General features: G+C 71.6%; 14 protein-coding genes. 4 read left to right on the forward strand and 10 right to left on the reverse strand.

Annotated features, from left to right (window positions below; translation table 11 throughout):
• Positions 1–3 precede the first annotated feature (3 nt).
• The 6 genes from BKA15_RS26280 to BKA15_RS26305 are packed head-to-tail and all read right to left on the reverse strand — an operon-like array spanning position 4 to position 4,621.
• A complete protein-coding gene (locus tag BKA15_RS26280; RefSeq protein ID WP_179755914.1) occupies positions 4–1,044 on the reverse strand; it encodes an NAD-dependent epimerase/dehydratase family protein in 1,041 nt (346 codons plus the stop codon).
• Positions 1,044–1,466: a hypothetical protein gene (locus tag BKA15_RS26285; protein WP_179755916.1), complete on the reverse strand. Its 423-nt coding sequence runs from the start codon at positions 1,464–1,466 to the stop codon at positions 1,044–1,046. The genes BKA15_RS26280 and BKA15_RS26285 overlap by 1 nt, the downstream gene beginning before the upstream one ends.
• Complete coding sequence (locus BKA15_RS26290) at positions 1,463–2,608, reverse strand: molybdopterin-dependent oxidoreductase (RefSeq protein WP_246322427.1); 1,146 nt, start codon at positions 2,606–2,608, stop codon at positions 1,463–1,465. The genes BKA15_RS26285 and BKA15_RS26290 overlap by 4 nt, the downstream gene beginning before the upstream one ends.
• Complete coding sequence (locus BKA15_RS26295; protein WP_218871583.1) at positions 2,605–3,267, reverse strand: methyltransferase domain-containing protein; 663 nt, start codon at positions 3,265–3,267, stop codon at positions 2,605–2,607. The genes BKA15_RS26290 and BKA15_RS26295 overlap by 4 nt, the downstream gene beginning before the upstream one ends.
• Positions 3,264–3,932, reverse strand: coding sequence for a TIGR04282 family arsenosugar biosynthesis glycosyltransferase (locus BKA15_RS26300; RefSeq protein ID WP_218871584.1), 669 nt, complete (start codon positions 3,930–3,932; stop codon positions 3,264–3,266). Before BKA15_RS26300 ends, BKA15_RS26295 begins: the two co-directional genes overlap by 4 nt.
• Positions 3,929–4,621: a glycosyltransferase family 2 protein gene (locus BKA15_RS26305; RefSeq protein ID WP_179755920.1), complete on the reverse strand. Its 693-nt coding sequence runs from the start codon at positions 4,619–4,621 to the stop codon at positions 3,929–3,931. The genes BKA15_RS26300 and BKA15_RS26305 overlap by 4 nt, the downstream gene beginning before the upstream one ends.
• 114 nt (positions 4,622–4,735) lie before the next feature.
• Between BKA15_RS26305 and BKA15_RS26310 the strand changes: the two genes are divergently transcribed.
• The 3 genes from BKA15_RS26310 to BKA15_RS26320 are packed head-to-tail and all read left to right on the forward strand — an operon-like array spanning position 4,736 to position 7,820.
• Positions 4,736–6,085 (forward strand): hypothetical protein, encoded by a 1,350-nt coding sequence (locus BKA15_RS26310; protein ID WP_179755922.1) that lies wholly within the window; start codon positions 4,736–4,738, stop codon positions 6,083–6,085.
• Positions 6,086–6,108: 23 nt separating this feature from the next.
• Positions 6,109–6,798 (forward strand): response regulator transcription factor, encoded by a 690-nt coding sequence (locus BKA15_RS26315; RefSeq protein ID WP_312879355.1) that lies wholly within the window; start codon positions 6,109–6,111, stop codon positions 6,796–6,798.
• Entirely contained in the window at positions 6,798–7,820 is a 1,023-nt protein-coding gene (locus BKA15_RS26320; RefSeq protein WP_179755928.1) for a sensor histidine kinase, read from the forward strand. Before BKA15_RS26315 ends, BKA15_RS26320 begins: the two co-directional genes overlap by 1 nt.
• Positions 7,821–7,873: 53 nt before the next feature.
• Here BKA15_RS26320 and BKA15_RS26325 read toward each other — a convergent pair whose 3' ends face one another.
• The 4 genes from BKA15_RS26325 to BKA15_RS26340 all read right to left on the reverse strand — a co-directional run bounded on the left by BKA15_RS26325 (position 7,874) and on the right by BKA15_RS26340 (position 11,868).
• The gene (locus BKA15_RS26325) at positions 7,874–8,920 is read right to left on the reverse strand and encodes a hypothetical protein (RefSeq protein ID WP_218871585.1); all 1,047 of its coding nucleotides are present in this window, start codon (positions 8,918–8,920) and stop codon (positions 7,874–7,876) included.
• Between the two features lie 40 nt (positions 8,921–8,960).
• Positions 8,961–10,241 carry an RNA polymerase sigma factor gene (locus BKA15_RS26330; protein ID WP_179755930.1) on the reverse strand — a complete coding sequence of 427 codons (1,281 nt, stop codon included), beginning with the start codon at positions 10,239–10,241 and terminating at the stop codon, positions 8,961–8,963.
• Positions 10,242–10,275: 34 nt separating this feature from the next.
• A complete protein-coding gene (locus BKA15_RS26335) occupies positions 10,276–10,686 on the reverse strand; it encodes a YciI family protein (RefSeq protein ID WP_218872396.1) in 411 nt (136 codons plus the stop codon).
• Between the two features lie 156 nt (positions 10,687–10,842).
• Positions 10,843–11,868 (reverse strand): LacI family DNA-binding transcriptional regulator, encoded by a 1,026-nt coding sequence (locus tag BKA15_RS26340; protein ID WP_179755936.1) that lies wholly within the window; start codon positions 11,866–11,868, stop codon positions 10,843–10,845.
• A gap of 124 nt (positions 11,869–11,992) precedes the next feature.
• Between BKA15_RS26340 and BKA15_RS26345 the strand changes: the two genes are divergently transcribed.
• On the forward strand, positions 11,993–13,447 hold the full coding sequence (locus tag BKA15_RS26345) for an ABC transporter substrate-binding protein (protein WP_179755939.1): 1,455 nt from the start codon (positions 11,993–11,995) through the stop codon (positions 13,445–13,447).
• Positions 13,448–13,449: the final 2 nt, after the last annotated feature.

Raw genomic sequence — 13,449 nt, forward strand, 5'->3', positions numbered from 1 at the left:
ATGTCAGTCGGTGGCCAGCCCGGCGATCCCTTCGGCGAAACGGATCCGGGCGGTGAAGCCGAGCACGGTACGGGCCCGGGTCGGGGACGCGACGATGTGCCGCGCGTCGGTGGCACGGCCGCCGCCGACGATGATCGGCGGCGGCCCGGCCAGGGTGGCCGAGAGGACCTCGGCCAGCTCCGCGACGGTGTGCGGTTCGCCCGAGGCGATGTTCAGCGGGAGGATCTCGTGGCCCGGATCGGCGTCCAGGCGTTCCAGGGCGAGCTGGTTGGCCCGGGCGACGTCGTGGACGTGGACGAAGTCGCGCCGCTGCCGCCCGTCCTCGTACACGCGGGGCGGCGATCCGGCGGCCAGTGCGGACCGGAAGATCGCCGCGACGCCCGCGTACGGGGTGTCGCGCGGCAGCCGCGGCCCGTACACGTTGTGGTAGCGCAGTGCGGTGACGGCGGCGCCGGTCTCACGGGCCCAGGACGCCGCCAGCAACTCCTGACCGTGCTTGGTCACGGCGTACGTGTTCTGCGGGTCGGCCGGCGCATCCTCGCCGACTGGGGTGTCGACCAGGTCGCCGGAGCAGTGCGGGCAGCGAGGTTCGTAGCGCCCGGCGGCCAGGTCCTCGGGCCGACGATCCAGCGGCCGGACGGCGCCGTCGGCGGGACAGCGGTAGCCGCCCGGACCGTAGATCACCATCGAGGACGCCAGCACCAGCCGCCGGACGCCGGCCCGCGCCATCCCGGCGAGCAGCGTGGCCGTGCCGAGCAGGTTGTGCGCGGTGTAGTCGGGCAGGTCGGCGACGGTGACACCGACACCGACCATCGCGGCCTGGTGACACACGGCGTCGACGCCGGCCAACGCCCGGTCGACGACCTCGGGGTCACGGAGGTCGCCGATGATCAACTCCGGATCCGCCCAGGGCGGCGGCGCCGCAGCCGGGTGTGCCTTCGGCAGCAGCAGGTCCAGGCCGACCGCGGCGTGACCGGTGGCGCGGAGCCGGTCCATGATCGTCGAACCGATGAAGCCGGCGGCTCCGGTGACGAGGACGCGCATCAGTTCTCCTTTCTGAGCAGGCCCCAGAGCGCGGCACCGGCCCAGATCACGGCCAGCGCGACCACGGTGCCGAGCAGGTACGGGCGGTCCAGCAGGGACGGGTTGTCGGCGCGCCTTCCGATGCCGGAGACGAACGGCGCCGCGATCACCAGGAGCGCACCACTGATGATCAGCCCGGTGATCAACGGCGGCCGCCAGCGCGGGCGGGCCCGGGTGGCGACGAGGCCGCCCAACAGTCCGATGACGGGGACCAGCAGCAGGTCGAAGACCAGCGGCGGCAGCCCGAACCAGAGCGCAGCCGAGATCACGTCCGGCCAGCGGCGGAGCGTGGTGAGGGCCAGGAACAGTCCGTACCCGATGGCCGCCAGGCCGCTGACCCCGATGGCGAGCCGGATGACCAGTGTGGCCGAGACCGACTTCATCGGACGACCTCGATCCGGGTCAGCCACTTGGTCTGCAGGGAGCCGGGCCGGTTGGGCGCGATCAGCCGGGCCGGATAACCATGATCACGATCCAGGACCTGCCCGTTCAGCGACAACGCGACCAGCGTGTCCGGGTGCAGCGCGAGCGGCCGGGCGACCACGCTGCGGCCGTACGGTCCGGCATCGAAGGACACCATCCGTACCTCGGCGAAATCATGATCACCGGTCAGCGCGAGCAGGTCGGCGAGCCGCACCCCGGTCCAGGTCGCCAGTTGTGACCAACCCTCCACGCAGGCGATCGGCAGGTCGACGGTGCGCTGGGGCAGCGCGATTAGGTCGGGCAGCGTCAGGTCGACCGTCCGGCTGCCGGCGACGGTCAACCGGTAGTCGGTGCCGACCTGGGCGGACGTGATCCCGGCCGCGGCGGCGGTGCGGTTCACGGGCAGTCCCTGCGGCCCGTTCCCCGACCGCTGGGCCAGGAACGAGACGCCGCGCAGCGCCGGAAGCTTGTCGCCCAGCGTCGCGATGGCGATCACCACCCCGGCCAGCGCGGTGCCGGCCAGCAATTGCCGGCGGGACACGGTGGTGCCCGGCGGCGCCGCCGTACGTGCCGGGCGGCGCAGGGCGGTGATCACGGTCGGCAGCTTCACCGCGACGTGCAGGGCGACCGAGCCGGTCAGCAGCCAGGCCATCAAGTAGTGCACCTCGGGGAAGAAGAACGGCCACAGGTACGCCTCGGCGACGTTGAGGATGCCGGTCAGCACCTCGAAGAAGGCGCTGCCGACGAGCAGCAGGATGGTGCCGCGCTCCACCAGGGCGATCATGGTCGCGCGGGAGGCCTTGATCGGGATCCGGTGCCAGAACTTCGGTGCGACCGACCACAGTTTCACGGCCAGCAAGGGAATCGAGACCATCCCGGTCGTGACGTGCACGCCCTGGGTGACCCGGTACAGCCAGGACGGGCCGGTCGGCCAGTGGAACCAGCCCGGCGGATGCTGGATCAGGTGGCTGATCAGCCCGGTGATCATGCACAGGGTGAAAGCGATGCCGAGCGCGATCCCGATCACGCTGGTCAGGGTCGGCGAGCGCAGCGGGGAGCGGAAGTCCTCTTCGCGCGGCGGCCGCAGGTTCTTGATCATCATGGCCGCACCGCGATCAGTTCGGCCTGCCGGCGGTCGCTCGCGGTCCAGTGATCGACCAGTCGCAGCCCACACCAGTCCGCGAGTGCGGCGAGCGCCCGGTGATCGACCCAGCACCACGGAAACCAGCCGCTGAACCGGCCGACCGCGGCCAGCCGGACCCGGCGGCGGACGTAACCGGTGCCCGGTTCGGCCAGATCGAGCAGGATCCGGCCGCCCGGCGCGAGCAGGGCGCGACAGCGGGCGAGCAGCCGGACCGCGTCGCCGCCGATGCCGATGTTGCCGTCGGCCAGCAGGATCGTCTGCCACCGGCCCTCGGCGGGCAGCGGAGCGAACAGGTCCCGGCACAGGGCGACCACGCCGCGGCCGACCGCGGCCCGGACAGCACTGGGGGACAGGTCGACGCCGAGCACGGGCGCTCCGGTCCCCTGCAACGCCTGAGCCAGTCGTCCGGGACCGCAGCCGAGGTCCAGGGTCGGCCCGGCGCAGCGAGTGAGCAGCATGCGGTCGGCATCGCCGGCCGCGCCGGCCCAGATGTCCACGGGCAGTCCTCGCTCCTCGCCGGCCTCGGTGATCATGGTCGTCGGCCGGCCGTCCAGGGCCGCCGCATAGAGCCGGAGCGGGCTGAGCCGGCGTTCCGCCCGGACGGGTGAGGTGATCATCGGACCGCCGGCCCGGTCAGCGTGCCGACCAGTTCGGCGAATCTCGTTCCCGGTGCCGTGGCAGCGACGGCCACCGCGTCGTCGATCGTGTCGACGTCGCGCAGCGCCGGCAGCAGCCCGACCCGCAGGCCCCCGGATCGCAACGCCGCCAGGGTGTCCGAGCCGGTGTCCGGTGTCGACATCCGGACCCGGCCGACCGGCGCGACCTGTTCGGAACGGCGCAGGCCGAGTCCCCACCAGCCGCCGTCCACGGCGGGACCGAGGACGGCGTCCGGACCGTCCGGGCCGACCAGGTCCCGGACCGCGAGCTTGATCAACTCGGGGGTCAGTTGCGGGGTGTCCATCCCGACCTGGAACACCGGACCCGGCCCGGAATCCAGGTGGGCGTTGACGATCCGCTCGGCCAAGCCGACGCCGCGCTGCCTGATCACGGTGAACCCGGCCAGCGCGCCGCTGATCATGGACGCGCCGAGGGCCTGGTCGAGCTCTCCGCCGAGGGCGAGGACCCGGCGGACTCCGGACGTCGCCCCGACGGCGGTCAGGGTGTCCGTCAGCGCGGCGGCGGCGACCGCCGCGGCCTCGTGGTGGGTCAGCGGCGGACCGAGCCGGGTCTTCACCAGCCCCGGCACCGGCGCCTTCGCCATGATCAACACCGTCACGATCATCGAGTCGCACCGCCCACCGGTCGTGCCTCGGCGCGGGCCACCCGCAGCATGTCGGCGGCGACCGTCACCGTGCCGCGCAGCGTTCCGGTGATCTTGGACCGGCTGCCGTCCGGCCGTGGCCGGTAGCTCACGTCCCGTTCGACCACCCGCCAGCCGGCCCGGGCCGCCCGGAGCAGCGTCTGCAGCGGATAGCCGTACCGCCGGTCGGTGAGCTTCAGCCCGAGCAACGGCCGGCGCCAGGCCACCCGGACCGGTGCCAGGTCGTGCAGCCGGATCCGGCCGCCCAGGCTGAGCAGCGCGGCCAGGACAGCGTTCGCGACCCGGGAGTGCAACGGCCAGGATCGCCGCCCGACGGGACGCCGCCGGCCGCAGACAAGGTCGACGGGACCGTCGACCAGCACGGCCACCAGAGCCGGCAGTTCCACCGGATCGATGGTGGCGTCGCAGTCCATGATCACCACCAGGTCCGCCGTCGCCGCAGCCAGCCCGGCCTGCACGGCCGCCCCGTAGCCGCGTCGTGGTTCGTGCACCACCAGCGCCCCGAGCCCGGCGGCGATCACGTCGCTGCCGTCACTGGAGCCGTTGTCCACCACAATTGCCCGGTACCGCCGCGGCAGCCGGGCCATGATCCACGGCAGCGCGGCGGCCTCGTCGAGGCAGGGAAGGATGACGTCGACCCGATGCTCCATGCCTCGAACCTTTCAAGTGCGGCCCTTACGGATCGAGGGTCAGGTTCTTACCGATCTCTTTCGGGTCCGGCAGCGCGGTGGTTCCGGACGACCGGCGACACTAGGGTCCGAAGGGTGATCAAGTCGGACGGGATCGCGGTCGGTGCGGCGTGCTTCTTGATCATCGCTGCGGCGGCCGTCGGTGCGTGGCTGCTCGCGACCGGCGTCCGGATCGAGGTGTACGCGCCGCCGCTGTTCGGCTGGCTGTCGCCGAGGCTCGGTCCGGGCACGCCGGCCGTGATCGGCTTGTCGGTCATCGCCATCGTCGTCGCCCGCCGGTTCGCCGCCGAGCAGTCCTGGCGCCGGGTCATGATCATCGGCTATCTGGCCGCCGTCGCCTGGACGGTGTCGCTGGCCATGATCGACGGCTGGTCCGGCGGCCTCGGTTCCCGGTTGACCAACGGGCACGAATATCTGCACGAGTTGGGCCGGATCGAGTCGCTCGGCGTGTTCTTGGCCACGTTCACTGATCACATTCTTGACTTTCAGCCCGGCAGTTGGGTGACGCACGTCGCGGGTCATCCGCCGGGGGTGACGGCGTTGTTCTGGATCCTGGATCGGCTCGGGCTGGGCGGCGGCGACTGCGCGGCGGTGATCATCGTCCTGAGCGGCTGCCTGGCGGCGGTCGCGATCCCGACGGTCGTGTCGTCGCTCGGCGCGCCGGAGGCGGCCCGCCGGATCGTCCCGTTCACCGTCTTCCTGCCCGGCGCGCTCTGGGTCGGTGTCTCGGCCGACGGGCTGTTCGCGGGTGTCGCCGCGGCCGGGCTGGCGCTGATCGTGGCCGGGGTCCGCAGCCGCTGGGCCGGCTGGCCGATCCCGGTGATCGCCGGCGGGTTGCTGCTCGGCCTGGTCCCGTACCTCTCCTACGGTTTGATCTTGTACGGCCTCGTCGTCGCGGCGGCCGCCGGGCTCACACTGCGACTGGACGGCCGGCGGGTGATCGGCCGCTGGCTGGTGGGCACCGGCGCGGTCGCTCTAGTCGCTGTGATCTTCACGGTGGCCGGCTTCGCTTGGTGGGAAGGATTGTCGCTGGTGCACACCCGCTACTACCAGGGCGTCGCCGCCGACCGGCCGTACTCCTATTTCGTGTGGGCCAACCTGGCCGCGTTCCTGATCATGGTCGGGCCGATCGCGGCGGCCGGCCTGGTCCGTGCCGTGCGCGCCCTGCCCGGACTCGGCGGCCCGCGGTGGCCGGCGGCCGAGCACCTTGTGCCCGCGGTCCTGGCCCTGGCGGGACTCGCCACGGTGTTGCTGGCCGACCTGTCCGGCCTGTCGAAGGCCGAGACGGAACGGATCTGGCTCCCGTTCGGCTACGTCGTGATCATCGCCGCCGCCCTGCTGCCGACCGTCTCGGCGCGGGCCGGCCTCACGCTCTCCGTCGTCCTGACCGTCGTCGCCGCACACCTGATCTGGACACCCTGGTGACGGGGATGGAGCAGACTGTCACCGTGCAACGGGTTCTGGTGGTCGACGACGACGAGACGGTACGCGACGTCGTCCGCCGCTACCTGTCCCGGGAGGGCTACCAGGTGCTGGAGGCCGGGACCGGCCCGGACGCGCTGGCGGTGTTCCGGGCGGAGCGGCCGGACCTGGTCGTGCTCGACCTGATGCTGCCCGGCGCCGACGGACTCGAACTGTGCCGGACGATGCGGGCCGAGGCACCGGTCGGCGTGATCATGCTGACCGCACTCGGCCTCGAGTCGGACCGGGTGGTCGGGCTGGAGCAGGGCGCGGACGACTACGTGGTCAAGCCGTTCAGCCCGCGGGAGTTGACGTTGCGGGTGGCCCGGCTGCTCGAACGGCTCGACCCGCCGGCGCCGCGGAGCGTGCCGGAACAGAGGCTGACCGACGGCGATCTGATCATCGACACCGAGGCCCGGACCGCACACCGGGGCGACGTGCCGCTCGGACTGACCGGCCGGGAGTTCGACCTGCTGGTGTTCCTGGTCGGGCACGCCGGCCGGGCGTTCACCCGGAAGGAGTTGCTGGAGCGGGTCTGGGACTGGTCCTTCGGCGACGACTCCACGGTCACCGTGCACGTCCGCCGGCTCCGGGAGAAGATCGAGGACGACCCGTCCCAGCCGCGCCGGCTGGTCACGGTCTGGGGCCGCGGCTACCGCTACGACCGGGAGCCGTGATGGACGACCTGCTGCACATCCTGCCCTGGGCGGCGCTGGCCTGCGTGCTGACGACCATGATCGAACTCGTCGTGCTCAGGCTGGTCCGGGACCGGCCGGCCGAGGTCATGATCACCGTCTTGGTGGTGGTGCCGATCCTGGCCGTGTTGATCTTCGTCGTCATGATCAGCGGGTTCATGTTCACGCCCCAACTGGGCTGGACCGCGATCACCTGCAGCCTGATCGCGGTCGCCGTGATCCCGACCGCGGTGGTGCTGGGTCGCCGGATCACCCGGCGCGGCATCCAGGCCGAGGCGGCGCGAGCAGCCGAGCGGCAGGTCGACGCGTCCCGGCGGGAACTGGTCGCCTGGGTCAGCCACGACCTGCGCACCCCGCTGTCCGGGATCCGCGCGATGAGTGAGGCGCTGCAGGACGGCGTCGTCACCGATCCGGCGGAGGTGGCCGGTTACGCGGGCCGGATCTCCGCCGAGACCGACCGGCTGTCCCGGATGGTCGACGATCTGTTCGAACTGTCCAAGATCACCGCCGGCGCACTGAAGCTGACCTACCGACCGGTGCCGCTGGAGGACACCGTCTCGCAGGCCGTCGACGCGGTGAGCGTCACCGCGGTCCGGCGCGGCGTGGCCCTCGAGGTCGACCCGCCGGTCAGCTGGCCGACCGTGTCCGGCTCCGGCCCCGAACTGGACCGGGTGCTGCGCAACCTGTTGATCAACGCCGTCCGGCACACGCCCGACGGGGAGTCGGTGATGATCATCGCCCGAGTCGACGGGGGTACCGCCCGGGTCACGGTCCAGGACGGTTGCGGCGGCATTCCGGAAGCCGAGTTGCCGCGGGTGTTCGAGGTCGGTTTCCGCGGCGGCAGCGCGCGCACGCCAGGGATCGACGACCCGCAGACCGGCGCCGGTCTCGGCCTGGCGATCGTCCGCGGCCTCGTCGAACTGCATCGCGGCACCGTGACCGTACGCAATCACGGCCCGGGCTGCCGCTTCGAGGTGACCCTTCCGCTCGCACTCGTTCCCTGAGCCCGTCGAAGGGCAAGCTCGATCCGGCCTGGCAGCCTTTGATCAGTGCGCGGTCAGGCCGCGTGCGGAAGATCGTTCCGGGTCCGCCGGGCGACCTTCGCCCACGCGTCGAGCAACCGGTCGGCCGAGCCGCCGACCGGGCCGACCGCGTCGTAGAGCACGTCCTCGTCCGGCAGCTTCGCGTCCTTGATCGCCGGCACCGCCTCGGCCGGATCGTCGATCGTGGCCGAGCAGACGTCGAGCAGGTAATCCGGGACGGTCAGCGCCGGGTCGACGCAGCCGACCACCGGCACCCCGGCCGCCGCGATCAGCGGGAACACGGTGCCCGGGATCCCGATCGCGGCCTCGGCGCGCGCGGACGCCTGCAGGGACGGGACCGTGCTGAGCTCGTACCGGCTCCACAGCTTCGGGTCCTCCCGCGGATGCAGCCCGACCAGGATGTGCCGGCCGTCGGCCTGCAGCCGTTCCGCCGCGTCCAGCAGCAACTGGGTGCCCGGCGCGGCGCCGCCGGTCTGGTCCGGATAGGTGACGCTGGTCAGCACCAGGACGGTGCCCGGCTCCGGAGCCCGTACCGGAAGGGAATCGGTCTGCGGCGAGCCGACCACCCGGATCCGCCGGTGACTGCCCAGATAGGCAGCGAAGGCACGGCCCTCGGCCGGCGACGACGAGGTGATCATCTTCAGCCGGCGCCGGAACTCCTCGGCGTGCGGCGCCTCGACCGGATTCAGGTACGCCAGCGAGGTCGCCGCCAACGGCAACCGGGGCAGCGCCGCCGCGCACTCTGCCGGCCAGTCGGCGGCTCCGGTGATCACCAGCAGGTCGGCCTCCGGTACGTCGTCCAGCGTCGCCACCGGCACCGGGTCGGCCGGATCGACGGAGCCGAGGTCCGGCACCAGTTGCGTGATCGCCCAGCCGCGCCGCTCGGCCGCGGCCAGCAGCGGCTTGACGTGGTACGTGCCCCACGGCTCGTTGGTGGCCACCAACACCCGGGCCCTCGGCTTCGGCCGCGCCCAGGCCGGTGCTGCCAGCGAAAGGGTCGCGGCGCCACCCACGGCACCGGCCAGCAGGGCGCGACGAGACAGTCCCCGAACCTGTTCCATGATCGGCAGGCTAGGAGTCCCGTTTGAACGCCGGGTGAACTCAGCCGGTGAGCTCGGCCAGCTTGCCGACCAGCACCGATCGCTCCCGCTCGTTGCCGCACAGCTCCACGGCGCGCTCCAGTTCGGCCCGGGCCTCGGCGGTCCGGCCGAGCCGGCGGTACAGCTCGCCGCGGACGGTGGGCAGCAGGTGCGAGCCGGCCAGCGTCTTGTCGTCGGCGAGCCGGTCGACCAGGGGGAGCGCCGCGGCTGGCCCGTCGGCCATCGACACCGCGACGGCACGGTTCAGGTCGACGATCGGGGAGCGCGTGAGCCTGCCCAGCGCCGCGTACAGCATCACGATCCGCGGCCAATCGGTCGCGTCCACCGACGGCGCGACGGCGTGACATTCGGCGATCGCCGCCTGCAGCCCGTACGCGCCGAGACCGCGGCCGGACGCCGTGGCGCGGGCCAGCGCGGCCCGTCCCCGCTGGATCGCCGGCCGGTCCCACCGGTTCCGGTCCTGATCTTCGAGCAGCACCGGCTCGCCGTCCGGCCCGGTCCGGGCGGGGAAGCGGGCCACCGTCAGTTCGAGCAGCGCCAACAGTCCGTACGCCTCGGGCTGGTCCGGCATCAAGCGGGTCAGCACCCGGGCCAGCCGGGCCGCCTCGCCGGCAAGATCGAAACGGATCAGGTCCGCGCCGGAGCTCGCCGTGGAGCCCTCCGTGAAGATCAGATAGATCACGTTGAGCACCGAACCGAGCCGCTCGCCGCGTTGCTCGGCCGGCGGCACCTCGAACGGCACCTGGGCGGCGGCGAGCGACTTCTTGGCCCGGGTGATCCGGGCCTGCACGGTCGCCGTCGGCACCAGGAACGCCTTCGCGATCTCGTCGCTGGTCAGCCCGCCGACGACCCGCAGCGTCAACGCGACCCGGGCCTCCTTGGCCAGCACGGGATGGCAGGAGATGAAGATCAACGCGAGCACGTCGTCGTCGATCCGGTCCGGATCCCAGAGCTCGGCCTCGTGGTCCGAGTCGGGCGCACCACCGGACGTGGCACCTCCCTCACCAAGATCACGGGCCATGGCCGCATACCTCTCGTCGAGCGCCGAACGGCGGCGGAAACCGTCGATGGCGCGGCGCCGGCCGACCGTCAGCAGCCAGCCGGCGGGATTGTTCGGTACGCCCTCCCGCGGCCAGGTCACCAGAGCCTCGGCGAGCGCCTCCTGGGCGAGGTCCTCGGCCAGCACGAAATCGCCGGTGTAACGCGCGAGCGCACCGACGATCCGTGCCGACTCGATCCGCCAGACGGCGGCGACCGCCTCCCGGCCGGTCGGATCACTCATGCCCGTCCCCACGGGCGGGGAGAACCTGCCTCACTCAGAGCTGCCCGGTCGCCTCGCGCCAGGCCCGCTCCTTGGCGATCCACGGGTTGTCCTGCGGGAACTCGTCGATCGTCGTCACCCGCCGGATCTCGGTCTTGAAGCCCGCGCCGGCACCGGGCAGCCGCTTCGCCCACTCGACCGCCTCCTCCTTGGAGGCGACGTTGAGGATGTAGTAGCCGCCGAACAGCTCCTTGGTCTCGCCGTACGGGCCGTCGGTGACCACCGGCGGCTCGGAGCCGTGATCCACCACGACCCCCTCGCCTGCGTCGTCGAGCCCCTCGGCCGCGAGCAGCACGCCGGCTCGGATCAACTCGTCGTTGAACTTGCCCATCGTCTCGATGATCTCGTTGAAGTCGACGTCGGCCATGTTCGCGTACGCCTCGTCGGTGGCCCGCATGATCAGCATGTACTTCACGGTTCTTCTCCTGTTGTTCCGGGTCTCTTTCGGACCCTCTCATCCCCAGGTCGAACGGGGTAGGACTCGGATCGACATCCTGCCCGAACTTTTTTCGGATGTGTCGCCAGAACTCCTCAACTCGGGCGCTGGAGGTGGATATCGGCTCTAGTGCTCGAGCTGAGGAGCTTTCGCGACACCTGTGCTCTCGCGGGCGATCAGGGTCCAGCCGGTGCGGCGGGTGGTGGGGCGGCCGTCGTAGCCGTCCAGCCGGCGCTGAACCAGGTCGAGGGTGTGGCCGGCGAGGCGGGGGAGGTCGGGGGCGATCGTGGTCAGGGTCGGCGTGCTGTAGCGGCCGTCCTCGATGTCGTCGAAGCCGGCGACGGCGATGTCGTCGGGGACCCGGATCCCGCGGCTGAGCAGGGTGCGCAGGGCGCCGAGGGCGAGCAGGTCGTTGTAGCCGAACACGGCGTCGGGCGGCGGGCCCGCGTCCAGCAGCCGGGCCATCGCGGCCGCGCCGTCGGCCCGCTGGAAGCTGCGGATGCCGCCGACCAGAGCCGGGTCGAAGTCGATCCCGGCGGCGGCCAGGGCGCGCCGGTAGCCCCGGGTCCGGTGCTGGGCGGTCCGGCCCGCCGGCCGGGCCGGCTGCCCGATCGCCGCGATCCTGGTCCGGCCCTGCTCCAGCAGATGCCGGGTGACCGCCTCGGCGGCGGCCGCGTCGTCCATGATCACCCGGTCGAAGCCGCGGCCGGTCGGCTTCTCGCCGAGCAGCACCACCGGGGTGTCGCCGGGCTGATGGCGCAGTTCGGTGTCGTCCAGAGTGAGCGGGCTGAAGATGATCGCGTCGAACAGGGAGGCACGCTCCGGCCGGGTGACCAGATCCCTTTCCCTGGCAGGGTTTCCGGCGGTCCGCTCGATCAGCACCGTGAAGCCGCGCCGCTCGGCCTCGTCGACCACGGCGCTGGCGAGATCATGGAAGTACTGCACATCGAGCGGCAGCACCAGGGCGATCAGGCCGGACCTTCCGCGCTGTAGCCCGCGGGCCAGCAGGTTGGGCCGGTAGCCGAGTTCGTCGACCGCGGCCTGGACCCGGGCCCGGGTCTCGTCGGCGACCCAGGCGAAGTCGTTGATCACGTTCGAGACCGTACGGACGGAAACACCCGCCCGCTGCGCCACGTCGCGTTGCGTCACCATGTCCGCCACCCTCCCGCACTCCTCGATCTCAAGATCCTGCCGCACAACCTTGCCACGCGGCAAGGTTCGTGCCAGATTGGTCCTTGCCACGTGGCAAGAAACGCAGGGGAACGAGGAGCACGAGATGGGCGACCTGACCCGACGCCGGGTTCTGCAGGCGGCGGCGCTGTCCGCGGCCGGGGCACTGACGGCCGGCTGCAGTACCGGCGGCGACCCGGGTGGCGGCGGCTCGGTGGCTGCCGGCCGGCTGACCTGGTGGGACCACCAGAATCAGCTCGAGCCGGCGAAGCGGAAGATCTTCGAGAAGTTCGCCGCGGCCGAGGGCGGGGTCCCGGTCGACTACACGTACAACAATCCGGCCAAGCTCGGCCAGGCGCTGCAGCTGGCCAAGCAGAGCAACCAGTTGCCGGACGTGCACTCGAACGCCGGCCTCCAGGTGCCGGTGCCGCAGCTGATCGCCGGCGGCTGGGTCGGGCCGCTCGAACTCAACGACGCCGCCCTGAAGCGGCTCGACGGCAAGCTGATCGAGGGCATCCACGTCTTCGACGGCAAGGTTCACTCGTTCCCGATCTTCGACTACCACGTGTACAGCAACGTCACCTGGTTCAACACCAAGCTGGTCGGCCAGGCCGGGCTCGATCCGGAGGCGCCGCCGCGGACGTACGACGAGTTCCGGTCCGCCGCGCGGGCGGTCCGGGACTCCTCCGGCGGCAAGGCCCAAGGGTGGATCTGGAACATCGGGATGACCGACCGGATCGGTGATCAGGTCAACGTGCTGGCCCAGGCGGCGGGGTTCGAGGGCGGCGGGGGAGTGCTGTACCGAACCGGCGAGTACGCCTACCACTCGGAGCCGTACCTGACGGTGATCGAGTTCCTGCTGTCGCTGCAGCAAGATCAACTTCTGGTGCCCGGCTCGCAGACCCTGATCGACGACGCCGCCCGGACCCGGTGGACGGCCGGCATCGCCGGCTACTACTTCGACGGGCCCTGGTGCCCCGGCGTGGCGCTGAAGCACACCCCGGAGTTCGCCGAGTCGCTCGGCGTCGGCCCGGTCCTCACGCCGAACCCGGGCGAGCCGGCCACCTACCGAGGCACCCAGGGTGGTGAGTACTGGATCACGCCGTCGACCAAGATGGCGGGCCAGGCCAATCAGCTGCTCAGCGACTACTTCACCACCGAGGAATACTCAGTGGAGATCGCCAACACGATGTCGCAGCCGCCCCGTGATCTTGGTGCGGTGGAGAAGTCGACCGCCCATCCCGCGTACAAGAAATTGATCACCTGGTTCGCCGACCAGGTGTTCCTGGCGCCGGAGGCGGTGGTCAGGAACCCGCAGACCAGCAAGGTCGGCGCCGAGACCAAGGCGATCAAGCCCGGCCTCGGTGACATCGTCCAGGGTGCCTTCTCCGGAGATGTCACCGACGTTCCGGCCGCCCTCAAGGAACTCAGCGACAAGTCCAACGCCGAGCGCGAGCGAGCCGTCGAGGCGGCGAAGAAGAAGGGCGCCGAGGTCTCGCTGGACGACTACGCCTTCCCGAACTGGAAGCCGCGTGCGGACTACGGCAAGGACCAGTACTGATC

This window comes from Microlunatus parietis (genome assembly GCF_013407955.1).
GTDB lineage: Bacteria > Actinomycetota > Actinomycetes > Propionibacteriales > Propionibacteriaceae > Microlunatus > Microlunatus parietis.